The 16,685-nt window shown below is 66.4% G+C and carries 16 protein-coding genes; 10 read left to right on the top strand and 6 right to left on the bottom strand.

The genetic code is table 11. The features are described 5' to 3' along the window. Entirely contained in the window at positions 1 to 1,029 is a 1,029-nt protein-coding gene (locus tag GO592_RS31720; protein ID WP_007301200.1) for a phosphotransacetylase, read from the bottom strand. 89 nt (positions 1,030 to 1,118) lie between these two features. After that, positions 1,119 to 2,489: an aspartate aminotransferase family protein gene (locus GO592_RS31715; RefSeq protein WP_005254320.1), complete on the bottom strand. Its 1,371-nt coding sequence runs from the start codon at positions 2,487 to 2,489 to the stop codon at positions 1,119 to 1,121. A 220-nt stretch (positions 2,490 to 2,709) separates the two neighbouring features. On the opposite strand from GO592_RS31715, the gene ald reads away from it, so the two are divergent. The 4 genes from ald to GO592_RS31695 all read left to right on the top strand — a co-directional run bounded on the left by ald (position 2,710) and on the right by GO592_RS31695 (position 7,471). Next, the gene (ald, locus tag GO592_RS31710; RefSeq protein WP_005254319.1) at positions 2,710 to 3,831 is read left to right on the top strand and encodes an alanine dehydrogenase; all 1,122 of its coding nucleotides are present in this window, start codon (positions 2,710 to 2,712) and stop codon (positions 3,829 to 3,831) included. A gap of 103 nt (positions 3,832 to 3,934) precedes the next feature. Then, entirely contained in the window at positions 3,935 to 5,404 is a 1,470-nt protein-coding gene (pdxR, locus tag GO592_RS31705; protein WP_007301199.1) for a MocR-like pyridoxine biosynthesis transcription factor PdxR, read from the top strand. Between the two features lie 192 nt (positions 5,405 to 5,596). Then, positions 5,597 to 6,679 (top strand): hypothetical protein, encoded by a 1,083-nt coding sequence (locus tag GO592_RS31700; protein WP_007301198.1) that lies wholly within the window; start codon positions 5,597 to 5,599, stop codon positions 6,677 to 6,679. Between the two features lie 540 nt (positions 6,680 to 7,219). Continuing rightward, positions 7,220 to 7,471: a hypothetical protein gene (locus tag GO592_RS31695; RefSeq protein ID WP_007301197.1), complete on the top strand. Its 252-nt coding sequence runs from the start codon at positions 7,220 to 7,222 to the stop codon at positions 7,469 to 7,471. 197 nt (positions 7,472 to 7,668) lie between these two features. Here the strand turns inward: GO592_RS31695 and GO592_RS31690 are convergent, their stop codons facing one another. Next, positions 7,669 to 7,965 carry a putative quinol monooxygenase gene (locus tag GO592_RS31690; protein WP_172651931.1) on the bottom strand — a complete coding sequence of 99 codons (297 nt, stop codon included), beginning with the start codon at positions 7,963 to 7,965 and terminating at the stop codon, positions 7,669 to 7,671. Positions 7,966 to 8,307: 342 nt separating this feature from the next. Here GO592_RS31690 and GO592_RS31685 point away from each other — a divergent pair, with 342 nt between their 5' ends. The 5 genes from GO592_RS31685 to GO592_RS31665 all read left to right on the top strand — a co-directional run bounded on the left by GO592_RS31685 (position 8,308) and on the right by GO592_RS31665 (position 13,759). Further along, positions 8,308 to 9,447, top strand: coding sequence for a glutathione-independent formaldehyde dehydrogenase (locus GO592_RS31685; protein WP_172651930.1), 1,140 nt, complete (start codon positions 8,308 to 8,310; stop codon positions 9,445 to 9,447). A 27-nt stretch (positions 9,448 to 9,474) separates the two neighbouring features. Beyond that, positions 9,475 to 10,035 (top strand): type 1 glutamine amidotransferase domain-containing protein, encoded by a 561-nt coding sequence (locus GO592_RS31680; protein ID WP_039951921.1) that lies wholly within the window; start codon positions 9,475 to 9,477, stop codon positions 10,033 to 10,035. Beyond that, positions 10,032 to 10,445: a GlcG/HbpS family heme-binding protein gene (locus GO592_RS31675; RefSeq protein ID WP_007298679.1), complete on the top strand. Its 414-nt coding sequence runs from the start codon at positions 10,032 to 10,034 to the stop codon at positions 10,443 to 10,445. The genes GO592_RS31680 and GO592_RS31675 overlap by 4 nt, the downstream gene beginning before the upstream one ends. A 286-nt stretch (positions 10,446 to 10,731) precedes the next feature. Further along, the gene (locus tag GO592_RS31670) at positions 10,732 to 11,931 is read left to right on the top strand and encodes a low temperature requirement protein A (protein WP_007298678.1); all 1,200 of its coding nucleotides are present in this window, start codon (positions 10,732 to 10,734) and stop codon (positions 11,929 to 11,931) included. Between the two features lie 730 nt (positions 11,932 to 12,661). Continuing rightward, positions 12,662 to 13,759, top strand: coding sequence for a hypothetical protein (locus GO592_RS31665; protein ID WP_007298677.1), 1,098 nt, complete (start codon positions 12,662 to 12,664; stop codon positions 13,757 to 13,759). A 152-nt stretch (positions 13,760 to 13,911) separates the two neighbouring features. Here GO592_RS31665 and GO592_RS31660 read toward each other — a convergent pair whose 3' ends face one another. The 3 genes from GO592_RS31660 to GO592_RS31650 form a co-directional block, all read right to left on the bottom strand. After that, a complete protein-coding gene (locus GO592_RS31660; RefSeq protein ID WP_007298676.1) occupies positions 13,912 to 14,475 on the bottom strand; it encodes a dihydrofolate reductase family protein in 564 nt (187 codons plus the stop codon). Positions 14,476 to 14,569: 94 nt separating this feature from the next. After that, the gene (locus GO592_RS31655) at positions 14,570 to 15,214 is read right to left on the bottom strand and encodes a PAS and ANTAR domain-containing protein (protein WP_007298675.1); all 645 of its coding nucleotides are present in this window, start codon (positions 15,212 to 15,214) and stop codon (positions 14,570 to 14,572) included. A 406-nt stretch (positions 15,215 to 15,620) separates the two neighbouring features. Then, positions 15,621 to 16,130 (bottom strand): MerR family transcriptional regulator, encoded by a 510-nt coding sequence (locus GO592_RS31650; RefSeq protein ID WP_172652140.1) that lies wholly within the window; start codon positions 16,128 to 16,130, stop codon positions 15,621 to 15,623. A 125-nt stretch (positions 16,131 to 16,255) separates the two neighbouring features. On the opposite strand from GO592_RS31650, the gene GO592_RS31645 reads away from it, so the two are divergent. Next, positions 16,256 to 16,678: an Hsp20/alpha crystallin family protein gene (locus GO592_RS31645; RefSeq protein WP_007298672.1), complete on the top strand. Its 423-nt coding sequence runs from the start codon at positions 16,256 to 16,258 to the stop codon at positions 16,676 to 16,678. The last annotated feature ends 7 nt before the right edge of the window (positions 16,679 to 16,685 follow it).

The following is a 16,685-nucleotide window of genomic DNA, read 5'->3' as shown; positions in this document are numbered from 1 at the left end:
TCAGGTGGCCAGGGATTGGACTGCGCTCACCAGAGCCATCAGTTCGATGTCGCTGCCGGTGCATCCTCGGGACAGGTCGTTCCACGGTGCGGCCAAGCCTTGCAGGATGGGACCCAAGGCTATTGCACCCCCGAGCCGCTGGGCAATCTTGTACCCGATGTTGCCGGCATCGAGATTGGGGAAGACTAGGACATTGGCCCGGCCGGCGACCCGCGAACCGGGCGCCTTGGACGCGCCGATCTCGGCGACCAGCGCGGCATCGAATTGCAGGTCACCGTCCACGTGCAACTGCGGGTCCCGGACGCGCACCAGGTCCGCGGCCTCGCGGACCTTCTCCACTCGCGGGTGGCTGGCGCTGCCCTGGGTGCTGAACGACAGCATCGCCGCGATCGGAGTCTGCTCGGTGAGCTGGAAGTGGGTGGCGCTGGCAGCCAGCGCGATGTCGACCAGTTCCTCGACCGTGGGGTCGGGTACGACGGCGCAGTCGGAGAACGTCAACTGCCTGCCGTCCGACAGCAACATCAGAAACGAGCTCGACAGGATGCTCGAACCCGGCGCGAGACCGACGATGCGCAGCCCGGCCCGCAGCACGTCGGACGTCGGCCTGCTCGCGCCCGCGACGCAGGCGTCGACCACTCCGGCGCGCAGCGCCGCCGCGGCGAGGCACACCGGGTCGGACAGCGCCGACTCGATCCGGTCGGGGTATCTGGCGAATCCCGATTCGACGGCGTCGCGGATCGCGGGGTCGGCAGCCGCCTCGGCGAGGTCAACGACGAGTTCCTCGGCCAGGGGGATATCCGCGGCCTCGGCGATTCGCCGGATGACTTCCCGCCGCCCGAACAGCCGCGGGGAAACGACACATTTGTGGTGCAGATGGTGGGCGGCACGGATCGCGCGTTCGTCTTCTCCGTCCGCGAGACCGACGACGCGATTCGCCCCACGCAACGTGGCGATCCAGTGGTCGACCAGCGACGAATCATTCAGTCGTACACCGTCGGTGGGTGGTACAGCGGTGACGCCCGGGGCCATGGCCTCGCTCTCCCATCACTACGAAGAGGGGTGGCGGTCGTCGATCTCGACGACCGCCACCCGCTGGAAATCGGGGAACGTATCGTTCCCTACGGCTGGATTGCCTTTTCGATGTCGGTGAGCATGCTGTCGATTCCGTGGAGCAGTTCCGAGAGCACCTCGTCGTCGGCGACGAGTGGCGGCGAGATCATCAGCATCGTGGCACCGCGGTCGTCGCCGCGGAGGATCACCTTGGTGCGGGCGAACGCCTCCGGCAGCACCTTGCGCAACACCGTCAGCGACTCCTGCTCGGTGAACTCCCGGCCGCTGTCGCTGTCGGCCATCAATTCGATCGCGTAGAAGAAGCCGGTGCCGCGCACGTCCTTGACGCAGCGGTGCGAGCTCATCAGCGAGTCGAGTGCCGACCGCAACTTCGGGCCGCGCGCGGAGACGTTGCCCAGCACGTTCTCGTCGCGCATCGCGGTGATGTTCGCGACCGCCACCGCAGTCGACACCGGGTGTCCGCCCCACGTCGCGCCATGCGTGAACACGCCGCCCTTGGGCGAGTCGTAGAGCTCGCGAACCAGCTGCTCACGCACGATCAGGCCGCCGAGCGGCGCGTATCCGGACGTGGAGCCCTTCGCGAACGTGATCATGTCGGGAACCACACCGGTGAGCCCGTGCCCGAACCAGTGTCCGAGGCGGCCGAACGAGCAGATCACCTCGTCGGAGACCAGCAGGATCCCGTGCTTGTCGCACAGCGCGCGCAGCGCGGCCCAGTATCCGTCCGGCGGGACGAGGGCGCCGCGCCCGTTCTGAACCGGCTCGGCGAACACGGCGGCGATGGTCTCGGCGCCCTCTTCCTCGATGACGGCTTCGATCGCGGCGATGCAGTCGAGCTCGTTCGCCGGGCCGCAGTCGCCGAGGTAACCGAGGGTGTTGGGTACGGAGCGGACCCCGGGCAGCAGCGGTCCGAACGGGTCTTTGATCTTGGGCAGCTGTGTCACCGAGAGGGCGCCGAGAGTGGTTCCGTGATACGCCATCTCGCGGCTGATGATCTTGGTGCGCTGCGGGTTGCCCTGGCTGCGGTGGTACTGCCGGGCGAACTTGACGGCCGTCTCCACGGCCTCCGAACCCGAGTTGACGAAGAAGGTCGTCCCGAGATCACCGGGCGCCAGGTCGGCGATGAGCGCGGACGCCTCGATCGCGGGGATGTGGGCGCTGCCCCAGTTGGAGGCGTACGCCAGCGTCCCGATCTGCTCGCTCGCCGCCTTGGCGATGTCGTCGCGGCCGTGACCGATGTTCACGCAGAACAGGCCTGCCAGACCGTCCAGGAAACGGTCCCCCTCGGTGTCGATCAGATAGCTTCCCTCGCCACGAACGAACACCGGGAAGTCGCTTTCCCAGGTGTCCTTACGGGTGAAATGAGGTCCGAGGTGCCGGCGGGCCCGTGCTCGCAATTCGGTGACGTCCACGACCATCTCCTTCGTTGTCGAATGGCTGTGATCCACACCATACCGACGGGGCAGACCGCAGGTCAGGGCCAGAAGAGCGGTATTCGATGGGTCCAGTCTGGTCCCCGTAGACGGCGCTCAACTGGTCCTTCTGGTCCCATGCCAGAGTGATCCAGACTTCGGTATCGCTCGGGCACCACGACATGTGGTCGGAGCGGCGAACAGCCCCAGCTAACGGAGGTCTCAGATGAGGATCGGTATCCCCAAGGAAGTCAAGAACCACGAGTACCGGGTGGCGGCCACTCCCGCCGGTGTCCACGAAATGGTCGCCCACGGGCACGACGTGTTCGTAGAACGCGGTGCGGGGGAAGGCTCGTCGATCGGTGACGACGCCTACGGTGCCGCCGGCGCGAAGATCCTCGACTCCGCCGACGCGGTGTGGCAGAGCGCGGAACTGCTGCTCAAGGTCAAGGAGCCCATCGCCGAGGAATACCACCGGATGCGTTCGGACCTCACGTTGTTCACCTACCTGCACCTGGCTGCGGGTGAAGAGTGCACCCGGGCACTGCTCGCCGCCGGCACCAATTCCGTTGCGTACGAGACCGTTCAGCTTCCCGACGGTTCGCTGCCCCTGCTGTTCCCGATGAGTGAGGTCGCCGGCCGGCTCGCACCGCTCGTCGGTGCGCAGGCGCTCATGCGACCGGAGGGTGGCCGCGGCGTACTGATCGGCGGCGTGTCCGGTGTGTCCCCGGCTCGCGTCGTCGTGATCGGTGCAGGCGTATCGGGCATGAACGCCGTCGCCGTCGCCGCAGGCACCTGGGCCGACGTCGTCCTGTTCGACAAGAACGTCGACAAGCTGCGCGCCGCCGACCGGATGTACCAGGGCCGGATCCGCACCCTCGCCGCGAACTCCTACTCGATCGAGCAGGAAGTCATGCAGGCCGACCTCGTCATCGGTGCCGTGCTCGTCCCGGGCGCCAAGGCACCGAAGATCATCTCGAACTCGCTGGTCTCACGGATGAAGCCGGGCAGCGTCCTCGTCGACATCGCGATCGACCAGGGCGGTTGCTTCGAGGATTCGCGTCCCACCACCCACGCGGAGCCCACGTTCAAGGTTCACGACTCGGTGTTCTACTGCGTGGCGAACATGCCGGGAGCGGTGCCCCACACGTCGACGTACGCACTCACCAACGTGACCTTGCCGTACACCCTGCAGATCGCCGAGAAGGGCCTCGCCCGCGCGGCCAGGGAGAATGCCGCGCTCCGCGCCGGTGTCAGCACCGTCGCCGGGCGCCTGACGAACGATGCCGTCGGTGAGGCACTCGGGATCGAGTCGGTCAGCGTCGACGACGCGCTCAACCTGGTTTGATTTCGCCGCCGGCCCGGCATACTGAGAAGTGCTCGTTCGAGAACTTCTCGGCGTGCCGGGTCGGCCTACCTCTGGCCACTCTTGGATCCACAGGAGGCGATGCGTGCCGAGAACACTGATCGAGGTCGACCGCAATTCCGCCGAACCGCTCTACCGCCAGGTTCGACGGGCGATCGAGCACGGCATCGCCAACGGGCTGTTCGATCCACGACACCGCCTTCCGAGTTCGCGTGAACTCGCCGTCGATCTCGCGATCTCCCGGAACACGATCAACCTGGCGTATCAGGAACTGATCGCCGAGGGTCTCGTCCAAAGCCACCAGCGCTCGGGCATGTTCGTGAATCCCGACATGATCGAGACGCTCGCAACGGATGCCCGCGCGACCATCCCGCGCATCGACTGGTCGTCCCGCATCCGGCGCTACCCCGACGCCGACGTCCCGCACATCGAGAAGAACGTCGACTGGCACAGCTACCCGTACCCGTTCCTGGCCGGGCAGATCGACATCCGCAGCTTCCCCGCCCGCGCGTGGGTGCGCTGTCTCCGCGACGCGCTGTATCAACCCCACGCCTACGCGAGCCTCCAGGACAGCGTCGGTGCGGACGACCCGATGCTGATCGACATGATCCGCCAGCATCTGCTGCCCTCGCGCGGCATCGAGGCGAGCGCGGACGAGGTTCTGGTGACCGTCGGTTCCCAGCAGGGCCTGGATCTCGTCGGCCGGGTGCTGCTCGGACCCGAACATCGGGTTGCCATCGAGAATCCCGGCTATCTCGATGCGCGACACATCTTCCTGCGCACCGGTGCCCAGGTGTACGGCATCGACGTCGACGACCACGGCCTGCGCCCGCCGGAGACGCTGCGCGGCACGGATCTGATGTATCTGACACCGAGCCATCACCATCCGACCAACGCGACGCTCGGCATCGACCGTCGTCAGCGTCTGCTGCAGCTCGCCGCGGAGTCCGGCACCGTGATCGTGGAGGACGACTACGACAGCGAGTTCCGCTACCACGGCAGCCCCAGCCCGGCGCTCAAGGCGCTCGATTCCAGCGGCGACGCCGTGTACCTCGGTACGTTCTCGAAGTTCCTGGCCCCCGGTTTGCGTCTGGGCTACCTCGTCGGACCTGCGGACCTGGTGCGCGAACTGCGGAAGGCCCGACGGTACATGCTCCGTCATCCCCCGGGTCACCAGCAACGGGCCCTGGCCATGCTCATCGACAGCGGGGAGTACCACCGCGCGCTGCGCCATCACCGCACCCAGATGAAACACAAATGGGAGCGTCTGTGTGCGGCCGTCGACAAATATCTCCCGTGGCCGCAGGAACCCTATCCGCCCGGTGGCGTCAGCTTGTGGATGACCGGCCCGGAGAACCTCGACTGCCGGGTACTCGTGCGCGAGGCGGAAGCCCGCGGTGTGCTCATCGAACGGGGCGACATCTTCTTCACACAACCGGTCCCGCCCCGCAACCACTTCCGCATCGGCTACGGCGCGATCCCACTGCGCTCCATCGAAGAAGGCATCGCACTGCTCGGCCAGGCGTGCCAGGCGAGTTTCCGCTTTGGCAGGTAGACCCCGACAACACCCGCGGCTGCGCACACACTGCCGCCCAGACGGCGGCCTGTTCGGCCGGCTTCCTCGCAGCCGCAGTGGCCCACGGCCCCCGGTGAGAACGTATGCGGAGGCGCGTCGGCTCGGGGACTCTAGGGTGGTCAGCACATGACTACCGCAGAAGCAGTGTTGGCCGGCCCACGTGGGCGTCGGATGCTCCTCGCCTACGCGAGAGACGCCGAACGAACTCTGCACTCCGAGTTCCGCGGTGACTTGGTCGATCACGCCGTATTTCTGGCGTCGTATCACCTCGAGTCCGGTCGGGAAGGTGCACGCGTGCTGTTCGGGCCCGGCGCTGAAAAGGCTCGGCGGACCGTCCTCACTGCAGACGATGTGGCGCACCGCCTGTCCCAGGTGCCGCTGCCCGAGGTGACGGCGGTTGCACTCCGTTCGGCCCTCGCCGACGCGGTGGACGCGGCGCGCTACTGGCAGGAGCCGGACGGCGAAGACATCCTCGTCGCCGCCGAGCCGGTGCGCCGTGAGCTTCGACGGGTCGCCGAGCACATCGCACGATCCCCGCATACGCAGTGGTGGACGACGCCCGCTGCGACCGATCAGTGGTCGGTGGGCTGGAGTGAGGACGGTACGGATCCCGTTGACTCCACTACCGCAGAACTGTTGCATGACTACCGTGATCGGACTGCCGCGGAGGAAGTGCGAGCAGAACGCGATCGTCCGGCGGATCCGTCGGCGAACTGGTCCGGCTGGTGGTGGTCGACTCCACCTCCACGGTGTTCGTCCCAGCCGCTGTTCGACGGGACCCCGGCCGGCTTGTGGTTCGTCGAGGACAGCATGGGATGGGAGCGCGCCGTCACGCGACGAATGAACATTCCCGCCAGCGCTCGCGTGTACGAGGTCGACGGTGCGCAGGCGTGGGCAGAACTGTGCAGACAGTTCTCCGTCGAGGTCACCGCGCAGAAACGACACGATTGGTACCGCACCACCGGACGTTCAGGACGATGGGTCTTTCCGGACTGGCCGCGGCTCTCCGAACGGTACGAGGGCGTACATCTCACCGTGGCGGGATACCTCGCCGCGGCGGGCACCGCGATCACCGTCGACGCCGACACCGCGATCACCGTCGACGCCGACACCGCGAGTGTCATCGCGGGATGGGCGCCCGACGATACCTACTGGCTCACCGACACCGTCGACCTCGACAGCAACGACTCCCGAACCTGGGTGTGCGACACCAGTGGAAGACATCCTTCCTGGGTCGAAGAAGCGCACCGCTGAGGACTGCTGGCCCCTGTGCCGCAAGCGGATCCGCGAACGCGATGCCGGCGGACAGGCGGCACGCGACACTCAGTCCGGCATGATTGGGGGATGCCGGTGCTGATGCGTCTCGGGTGGGTCGCTCTCGCTTCACTTTCAGCGGCGGTGTCGGCGGATTGGGCGCTCGGTCCGATGCTGTGGACCACCGAATGTCAGCTCGGCGAATTTCCGACTGAACTCATCGCCAGTTGGGACAAGTGCACTTCCTCAACGCGACGATGAATCCGTCCTCGGCTATTGGAGCATCGAACTCGTCAAGCGTGCTCCCGGTCACGCTGCGTGCATCTGCGGCTGCGGTGGCCGTGAGCACCATCCATGACTCTGTCGGCAAGCTCCCGTCTGGATCCGGTGGAGCGGATCGTCGAACGCTCAGCCGCTGAAGATGCGACGGGGGAAATCCCCGATCGAGTAGTGGATGGTCCAATTCCGCGACGCCCGGTTCGGGTACCGCCCCGACCATCCCGTCCTCGACTCGGTGAGCTTCACCGTCGCACGCGCTACGTGGAACAGAACGCGCCCGCGATCTCGGGCACCGTCCGGGAGAACCTCACCCTCGCCGCCCCGGAGGTGACGGACGAGCAGTGCTGGGCGGCCCTGGACACCGTCAACCTGCGCGACCGGATCGACACCGAAACCGCGGGTTTGCACCCGCAGATCGGTGAGCACGGGATCCGCCTGTCCGGTGGCGAGCGGCAACGGTTCGGCGCCCAGCACGTGCCCCAGCGGTGGGCGCTCGCGCTCGTCCCTGAATAGGGATCGGTCACCGGACGCGCCACGGCCGGCCGTTGGGCGCCGTCGCCGATTGAGTTTCTTTGACCTAGGTGAGCATGGTGGTCGCGGAGGATGTCCCGAGTTCGGTGGAGTGTGGTGGGGGCCCGGTGACGTGTCAGGCTGCGCGCTCGCCTCGTCGTTGTGTACCAAGATTCGACAGGTTCGGCGGACTCGGCGGCTCAGAGCTTGTCGGCGAGCACGTCGAGGTTGCTGATTTCGGGCGGCGCAGCGAAGAGTTCGTCGGCGCGTTCGCCGAGGGCCTTGCCGACCGGCCCATTGAGATGTGTGTCGCGGGCGGCCTCGTCGGGGAATGCGTCGATGATGCCGAACGTCGAGGGGCCGAACCGTACCGCCAACCAGGGCTTCGTGCCGGGCTCCTGTTCGACGAGTGGCAGCGCCGATCGGAGGAATTCCTCGACCGCGCTTTCCTTGCCGGGTTTGGCTTCGAGTCGGACCAGCAGCGCCTTGGTGGCCATGTCGGGTCTCCTGTTCGAGGTGGTGGACATGGTCCAGCATCACACCATCGACCGGTGAAGGGAAGGAGCCCCGAGCCCACGAATCAAGGAAACCGATCTCACCCCTAGCAATCGTGGAGCCGAAAGAGGAGACTCCATGGTGGATGGAATGCGACGCCCTGAATGCGCCCGCTGTTGTCGGCTGTGACGCGAAACATGGTGGTGTGCCAACGTTTTGGTGTTGTTTTCAGTTCCGTGCGCTGTCGCGTCTGCCCAGCGGCACGATTCATTCGGCCGCTCACATGTCATCGCCTGTGGCCGCCGGGCCGGGATCAACCGGAAACGCAGCATCAGGGAGTCGAGATGAAAGCGCTTGTGTACGACGGGCCACGTGAGGTTCATGTGAAGGACATGCCCGATGCCAGGATTGAGCAGCCGACCGATGTGCTGGTAAAGATCACCAGCACCAATATTTGCGGGTCGGATCTGCACATGTATGAGGGCCGCACCGATCTGGAGCCCGGGATGGTCCTCGGTCACGAAAACCTGGGGATCGTCGCCGAGGTCGGCAATGCGGTGGTCAAGGTCTCACCCGGGGATCGGGTGTGCCTGCCGTTCAACATCGGCTGCGGTTTCTGCCGCAACTGCGAGGAAGGGTTGACCGCGTTCTGCCTGACGGTGCACCCGGATCCGAAGATGGCCGGCGCCGCATACGGGTTCGCCGGGATGGGCCCGTTCTGGGGCGGGCAGGCGGAATATCTGCGGGTGCCGTTCGGCGACTTCAACTGCCTGCGGTTGCCCGAGGATGCCCAGGACAAGGAAACCGACTACGTGATGCTCTCCGACATCTTTCCCACCGGCTGGCACTGCACCCGCCTCGCGGACATGCAGCCCGGCGATTCGATGGTGGTGTACGGGGCCGGGCCGGTCGGGTTGATGGCGGCGTACTCGGCGATGATCCAGGGCGCGAGCAAGGTGATGATCGTCGACCGGCATCCGGACCGGCTCGAGCTCGCCGAGCAGATCGGCGTCATTCCGATCGACGATTCGAAGGGCGACCCGGTCGAGCAGGTCCTGGAACAGACCCGCGGGCAGGGTGCCGACAAGGGTTGTGAGTGCGTCGGCTATCAGGCGCACGACCCGCAGGGTCACGAGGACGCCGCGATGACGATGAACCGGCTCGTCGACTCGGTGCGCTTCACCGGCCACATCGGCGTGGTCGGCATCTTCCTGCCCCAGGACCGAAACGGCCCCGACGAACTCGAACGCAACGGCAAGATCGCCTTCGACATGGGCAAATTCTGGTTCAAGGGGCAGAAGGTCGGGACCGGGCAGGCCAACGTCAAGCACTACAACCGGCAGCTGCGCGACCTGATCCACCAGGGCCGTGCCAAGCCGTCCTGGATCGTCTCCCACGAACTGCCACTCGCCGAGGCCGAGTCCGGTTACCAGCATTTCGATGCCCGCGACGACGGATGGACCAAGGTCGTACTGCATCCGTGAGGCGGCCCGGACCGAGAGAGCACAATGATGGCAATGACACTGCAGGGCAAGCGGATCGCGATACTTGCTGCCGACGGGGTCGAAAGAGTCGAACTCGAGCGACCCCGCGACGCGGTGCACCAAGCCGGTGGGCACACGGAGCTGCTGTCGCCGAAGACCGGTGAAATCCAGGCACGCAACAACGACCTCGACGCGGCCGGCACGTTCACCGTAGATCGGGCCGTGTCCGATGTTGCGGTCGACGATTACGATGCCTTGCTGCTGCCGGGCGGCACGGTGAACCCCGACAAGCTGCGAATCGAGGAGGCGGCGGTGTCGTTCGTGCGCGACTTCGTCGGCTCGGGAAAGCCGGTCGGGGTAATCTGCCACGGTCCCTGGACCCTCGTCGAGGCCGGTGTGGCCAAAGGCAGAACGCTCATCTCATACCCGAGTCTGCGGACCGACCTGCGCAACGCCGTGGCCGACGTCGTCGACGAAGAGGTCGCGATCGACGGGAACCTGATCTCGAGCCGCTCGCCCGACGACCTCCCCGCGTTCTGTCAGGCCATCGTCGCGCAGTTCGCGAAGCCCCGGGCGGGTGCGTCATGACAGTGAACCAGACCTCGGTGTCCCTCGACGATGCGCAGCGGGTGATCGCCGCCGGGCGGGCCAAAGCTGACGAGATCGAGTCGCCGACGAACATTGCGGTGGTCGATGCCGGCGGCAACCTCGTGGCTCACGTGCGGATGGACGGTGCCTGGATCGCCAGCATCGACATCTCGATCAGCAAGGCGTTCACCGCGCGAGCGCTGGACATCTCGACCGAGGACCTCGCGGCCAACGCGGGTCCGGGCGGGCAGTTCTACGGGATACACGTGTCCAACGGTGGGCGCACCATGATCTTCACCGGCGGTGTGCCGCTGCGGCACAACGGCCAGGTCGTCGGGGCGGTCGACGTCAGCGGCGGCATCGGGGAGCAGGACAAGACCGTCGCCGAGGCGGCCGTGGCGGCGCTGTGAGCCGCGAACTGCGTCGTCAGGGAACCGCGTCGACAGGGCGACGTCGCGAATGTGAGCGTCGAAGCGGTCGGAATGGAGGCGCACGCCCCCGGCCACGGGATCTGTACAACCGGGTCGGCAGCAGCTGCGGTGGCACAGCGAGCGACCGACATCGGGGCAGAGGAGTAGGCCGGCTCAATGCGGGCGAGGGGATGCTGCTGGTGCGGATCACCCCCGAGAAGCTGATATCGGAGAACAACATTACTGGTGAACAGCAACGGGCGATGATCATGACCACTGGTCGACGATGACGGTCGACGACGGCAACGCCGCCGGGGGATCCGCCGGCCGCGAGCCTGACACCGACGGATCGCAGGAGTCGAATGGGCGGTCGGTGGGCAACCTGGAGTTGTTCTTCGACCTCACCTTCGTGTATGCGATGTCGCAGGTCACACACCTGATGCTCAGTGACATCTCCTGGCAGGCTTTCGGCCGGGGTGTGCTCGCGCTGCTCGCCCTGTGGTGGGCGTGGGTGTGCTACGCCTGGCTGACCAACACATTCGACACGGCGCGGGTGATGCACACGACTTTGATCATCGTCGCGATGGCGGCGATGCTCATCGCGGCCATCGCACTGCCGACCGCATTCACCACCGGGGCCCTCGTTTTCGGGCTCGCATTGCTCGCCGTCCGCGTCATCAACGTCGGTATGTTCCTAGCCTCGTCATCCCACGACGAGGATGGATTGGCGTCGGCGATCCGCCGACTGGCGCCGGGCCTGCTCGTCGGGCCGGCCTTGATCGTTGCCGCTGCTTTTGTGGCCTCCCCCTACCGTGAGTTGCTGTGGGTCGCGGCGGCGGCGGTCGACTTCGGCAGTCCCCTGATAGCGGGAATCAGCGGACTTCGGGTCGTACCTTCGTATTTCATCGAGCGCCACGGTTCGGTCATCATCATCGCGCTGGGCGAGACGATCATCGAGCTGGGGGCGGGGGCAACCGAAAACCTGCGCCGTCCCGGTGTCCTCGGCGCTGTGGTTCTCGGGGTGCTGATCTCGGCCACCCTGTGGTGGACCTACTTCGGCCTCACCGCCGGCGCCGAAAAACGTATGCAGGGAACACTCGGTGTCGATCGGGCACGGTTGGCGCGCGACGCCTACAGCTACCTGCACCTGCCGCTCGTCGCGGGGATTGTCTACTTCGCCCTCGGGGCTCGGGTTTCGGTGGAACACATCGACGAGCCGCTGGCGCCGCTGGCCGCCCTCGCCCTCACCGGTGGGGTGGCACTGTTCTACGCCGCCGAGGTGGCCTACCGTTGGCGTGACCACCATCAGCTCACCGTCGATCGGCTCCTCACCGCCGCCGCGGCCCTCCTAGTTTTTCCGGTAGCGATTTCCGTACCCGCCGTCTTGTCGCTGACCGTTCTTACCGCGATCGGAGTCCTGCGACTCGCATGGGAGCTGTGGCGGCGCCCGCAGATAGGCACCGGCATAGGGGGAGCCCTACGGTGAGAACGACTCCGCTGACGTAGGCACCGTCTAGCTAGACTTCAGGGCGTTGCAGTGAGTGGGCGATTGACTTCCCTCCAATTCGACGTCCGCACCAACCGGCGTGTCCGCCGAGTCGGAACCGTCCCGAAATGCGCGCCGCGACGCGCGAGTCCGCCAGCATGTACTCGGCAAGGATCCGATGACCGAATATCCTTCCATCTGATGCTGGATTCAGGGCCGGGACGCCGTAAGCGGATCGGCGAACGGGGTACAGGCGTGAGCCTCGGTCTGGTGAACTACCGAGGTGACTGCACGTAGCCGTTCTGCCGATAGCTCGAGTTGGTTCCGGCGTTGGCGCTCTATCGCGCCGTCCTGGGAATGCTCGCGTCGTGGCGTGGAGGTGGGTCGGACCGCCGACATTCGGGCCGCCGGGCCCGATACCGGCGATTGCCAGATTTTCGGCCGAGCCACCGTCCCCACCCTGGGTACTGCTGTGGTGGTCGGTCGCACCAGTCGGCGGCCTCTTCGGCGCAGCCGTCGGGAGTGGTCATGACCAGCCGCGCCGGATCGGTCGATCAGCCCCGGCACACCGGCCAGCATAAAGACCCCACCGATTCCCGCTCTTGTCGACGATGCCTCGGCGGACCCAGGTGGACCTGTCAACCGGACACGGACAGCGCGGCGGCGCCGTGATCGACTCGCACCCACTGCCTGGGAGTTTGGGGGCAGACCGGGCGGGTACGCGAAGACGGTGAAGGCGAACGAACACCTCCAGGGAGGGCAATCCGGTGCCGCGGGTGAGCAGGCCTCGGTGCTGTTCATCGCGGATCCGGGCAAACCTGTGGCTCTCGCGGAACGTATCGCGGAGCACCTGCCGCAACGCCTGCGAAGCCGTGACCGCCTCGAGCGCCGGTGGACTACATGCGTGCGCTGCAAGCCCTACCTCTCCGACGAGCAAGCGGATTTCGCAGATGTGATCGACGCGGTCGATCCGTCCTCCGAAGGGGAGGACATCGTCGTGTACCTCACCGATCTACCACGCCGCGAGAACACCCTGCCGGTGGTGGCCGACGTCAGCGCCGACCACCTCTTCGCGCTCATCTCCGTCGCCGGGGTGGGCGGCGTCCACATCGAGCGCCGCGTCCGCACCGTCACCGAACTCGCGATCGCCCACATCCTCGGGGAACCGGAACTCATGCCCCCCGGCGCGGCACGACGCTTCCCGTGTGTGCAGATCGAGGACGGCATCCGGTACTTCGCGCCCTCGGGACTGAGACGGCTGCGACTGCTGTCGGGGATGGTGCGGGCGAACCGGCCGTGGCGACTGGTCACCGGACTGTCGAAGGTGCTCGTCGGCGCGTTCGCCACGGGTGCGATCGCACTGGCCACCAACACGATCTGGTTGTTCGCCGACACGATGGGCCCATGGCGTATGAGTGCGGCGACGATCCTGTCGATCGTGGCGATGATTCTCTGGCTGATCCTCGATCACGAACTGTGGGAGCGGCCGAAGTCGCCGGAAGAGCGCGATCGATCTGTGTTGTACAACACCGCGACCGTCGCCACCTTGGTCATCGGTGTGATCGTCCTCCACGTGGCCCTGTTCTGCCTGCTCCTGTTCACCGCGTGTCTCACTCTTCCCCCGGAACTGCTGTCCCGCATTCTCGGGCACGGGGTGAACTTCTCCGACTACCTCACGCTCACCTGGCTGCTGGCGTCCATCGCCACCATCGGTGGGGCGCTCGGGTCGGGTCTCGAGGACGACGCCGCCGTCAAGGAGGCGGCGTACGGGGTCCGGCAGCGCCAGCGCATCGAGGAGACCCAGAGTCGAACGAACGAGGCGGAATGAATGATCGCCCGGGAAGCGTGCGACCCAGCGACGACGCCTTCTACGAAGACTCGCAAGGGCTCGGCTCCTGGTCGTCAAGTGGTATCACGATCGCCTCGAAACACAGCGCCACGAGATCCTTGGGCGGCCCGGGCCGATCCGAGTTTGGGTACTCAGCGCCTGGTCTCGTACCTGGTCAGTACCACGCCGTCAGGGAACGTCCCGGTCTCCACCAGGGTCAGGTTCACCCAGTTGTCCAGGTCCGCAAAGAACGGGGTGCCGCCACCTACCAGGACCGGATGGGTGACGATCGCGTACTCGTCGATCAGCCCTTCCCGCATGGCCACTGCGGCGAGTGTTGCGCCGCCGATGTCCATGGGGCCGCCGTCCTCGGCCTTGAGGCGGGTGATCTCGGGGACCGCGTCGCCCGTGACCAGGCGGGTGTTCCAGTCGACCGTGCTGGTCGTCGAGGAGAACACCACCTTCGGCATGTCCCGCCAGCGGCGGGCGAACTCGATCTCCGCCGGTGAGGCACCCGGCTGCTGGTCGGCGGTCGGCCAGTGGGAGCTCATCGTCTCCCACAGTTTGCGGCCGTACAGCGCCGTGCCTGTCGCCCCCACCCGGTCGGACCACCACTGGAACAGCTCGTCGCTCGGCACACTCCAGCCGAGGTCGTCGCCGGGCGCGACGATATAACCGTCCAGGCTCACGTTCATGGCGAAGGTCAGTTTCCGCATGGTGTCAGCCTCCCGCGAGTCGGTATTCGGTGTACAGACCAGCACGGCGCGGAAAAATCATCGGTCAGGCCGACCACCCTGCCGCGACGGCCGTCTACACCGGGCGTGGGGCGCCTTCGTGGGCGGTGAGGAGCAGACGATCGAACTGGGTGCGCAGACCCGCACCGGTCTCACACTGACTGAACCCGGCGACGATCCGTTCCGCGAGGATACGTAGCCGGGTGTTGGTCTCCTGCGACCGCCAGACGAGGACATCGAACGCCCGGTCGGCGGGAATGCCATAAACCAGCATCAACGCACCCTTTGCCTGCTCGATCACCGCCCGCGATTGCTCGAGCTCGGCGACCGCCTCGTCGACCGACTCGTTCACCTCGTCGCGGTAGGAGTCGGTGAGGTCGATGTAGAACCCGGTCGTCCCGATCACCGCACCGGTCTCGTCGCACAGGCGGTCCCCGACGACGACGACCTGGTGGATCTCGCCGGCGGTGTCGAGGATGCGGTGTCTGCTGCTGAACGGTTCGGCGGCGCTGATCATCCGGTCCAGGACCCGCGCCACGTGCGGGTGGTCCTCGGGGTGCTTGTGGGAGAGCAGCAGTTTCGTGGTCGGTGTGACCTCACCGGGCTGGTAGCCGTGCATCCGGGCGACGGCATCGGACCATTCCCACCGCTGCCCGTCCAGGAAGAAGCGGAAGCTGCCCACCCGCTGCGGATCCCCATCGAACACCTGCTCTGAGTTCACGTCCTAATTTCTAGCGCATCGCGGTAGCCGCAGAGTTGCCCCACCTCGCGGCCGCCGGTGCGGCGCAACGGCGGCATGAGCACCGCGGAGATCAAAGCGAGGATCGAGGCCATGTACGCCGACGACCGCCGACCGGTCCACCAGATAGGTCCGCGCTGACACAAACAGGGGGACAAGATGAATGTGCTGCTTCTGCTGGGTTTGCTGATCACCGCGTTCGCTGCCGTGCCGGCTATGCGGACCGACGAGCAGTCCCGCTCTCGGCACTGATCGTGGATGGGGTTCGGTTTCCGAAGCTGTCGGCAGACGGTGGCGCAGATCGCCGGGGCGCTCGAGCCAGTGCGAGAGCGACGTCCGCAGTGCCGCGATCGTCGAGACAGAACTGTCCGGACCTGGTCCGACGGTGTCAGTGATGTCCGCGTTCGCCGGTGGCCCGTGCCTGGGGTGAGCTCTCCCGCCGGCGCGGACGCTGCCCGGCCTGACGTCGTGGGTGATTGGTTCGGGTGGTCTCCGATGCCGGGCTCGCGGGCGGGTCTGGGTCGGCTCCGAGGTGGGTGGCGTCTGGGTCGGTCTCGGTGGCGGGGGTTTGTTCGGCGCGGAGCTGGGCGTTGTCTGCGGCCAGGCGCCGGTTGTCGCGTTCGAGTTCGCCGGTGCGGTGTTCGAGGTCGAGGACGCGGCCGATGCCGACGAGGTTGACTCCGGCGTCGATGAGTTCGGCGACGCGTTCGAGCCGGGCCAGGTCGTGGTCGCTGTAGCGGCGGGTGCCCCCGCCGGTACGGAGGGGGGTGATCAGCCCGTACTCCTCGTACAGGCGCAGCGCCGCGACTCCGAACCCGGACAGCTCGGCGGCCACCGAGATGCTGTAAACGCCACGTACCGAGGGCAAGTCGGCATCACGCCCGGATTCTGCGGCCATGTCGCTCCGATCGGGAATTTTCTCGCGCAGGCCCTTGTCATTGCCTACTGAAGATGCTATACCAAATCTACAGCATCTGCTGGAGTTTACCTGATGGAATGAGATGGTTTCAGGAGGTGGACACGATGTTGATGCGGACGGATCCGTTCCGTGATCTCGACCGTCTGACGCAACAGATCCTCGGTACCGCGGCTCGTCCGGCGGTGATGCCGATGGACGCGTGGCGCGAAGAGGACCGGTTCGTGGTGGAGTTCGATCTACCCGGTGTGAATGCCGACTCGCTGGATCTGGACGTCGACAAGAACACGCTGACGGTGCGCGCCGAACGGCCCGCGCTCGACGAGAACCGAGAGATGGTTGCGGCCGAGCGGCCGCGCGGGGTGTTCAGCCGGCAGTTGTTCCTGGGTGAGAATCTCGATGCCGACAAGATCGAGGCGAACTACGACGCCGGGGTGCTGCGGTTGACGATCCCGGTCGCGGAGAAGGCCAAGCCCCGCAAGATCGAGATCAGCAGTGGGCATTCCGAGAGGAAGGCCGTCAGCGCCTGACCGCGGC

The sequence above is a fragment of the Rhodococcus sp. 21391 genome, assembly GCF_016772255.1.
GTDB classification, from domain to species: domain Bacteria; phylum Actinomycetota; class Actinomycetes; order Mycobacteriales; family Mycobacteriaceae; genus Rhodococcus_F; species Rhodococcus_F opacus.
This window is presented reverse-complemented; position numbering and strand designations above follow the sequence as displayed.

Excerpts from the sequence above, each read along its gene's own strand:
- GO592_RS31685 (WP_172651930.1), top strand. The coding sequence starts at position 8,308 with ATGAAAGCGCTTGTGTACGACGGGCCACGTGAGGTTCATGTGAAGGAC.
- GO592_RS31700 (WP_007301198.1), top strand. The coding sequence starts at position 5,597 with ATGCTCCTCGCCTACGCGAGAGACGCCGAACGAACTCTGCACTCCGAG.
- GO592_RS31690 (WP_172651931.1), bottom strand. The coding sequence starts at position 7,965 with ATGGCCACCAAGGCGCTGCTGGTCCGACTCGAAGCCAAACCCGGCAAG.
- GO592_RS31650 (WP_172652140.1), bottom strand. The coding sequence starts at position 16,130 with ATGGCCGCAGAATCCGGGCGTGATGCCGACTTGCCCTCGGTACGTGGC.
- GO592_RS31720 (WP_007301200.1), bottom strand. The coding sequence starts at position 1,029 with ATGGCCCCGGGCGTCACCGCTGTACCACCCACCGACGGTGTACGACTG.
- GO592_RS31645 (WP_007298672.1), top strand. The coding sequence starts at position 16,256 with ATGTTGATGCGGACGGATCCGTTCCGTGATCTCGACCGTCTGACGCAA.
- GO592_RS31680 (WP_039951921.1), top strand. The coding sequence starts at position 9,475 with ATGGCAATGACACTGCAGGGCAAGCGGATCGCGATACTTGCTGCCGAC.
- ald (WP_005254319.1), top strand. The coding sequence starts at position 2,710 with ATGAGGATCGGTATCCCCAAGGAAGTCAAGAACCACGAGTACCGGGTG.
- GO592_RS31670 (WP_007298678.1), top strand. The coding sequence starts at position 10,732 with ATGACGGTCGACGACGGCAACGCCGCCGGGGGATCCGCCGGCCGCGAG.
- GO592_RS31715 (WP_005254320.1), bottom strand. The coding sequence starts at position 2,489 with ATGGTCGTGGACGTCACCGAATTGCGAGCACGGGCCCGCCGGCACCTC.
- GO592_RS31660 (WP_007298676.1), bottom strand. The coding sequence starts at position 14,475 with ATGCGGAAACTGACCTTCGCCATGAACGTGAGCCTGGACGGTTATATC.
- GO592_RS31675 (WP_007298679.1), top strand. The coding sequence starts at position 10,032 with ATGACAGTGAACCAGACCTCGGTGTCCCTCGACGATGCGCAGCGGGTG.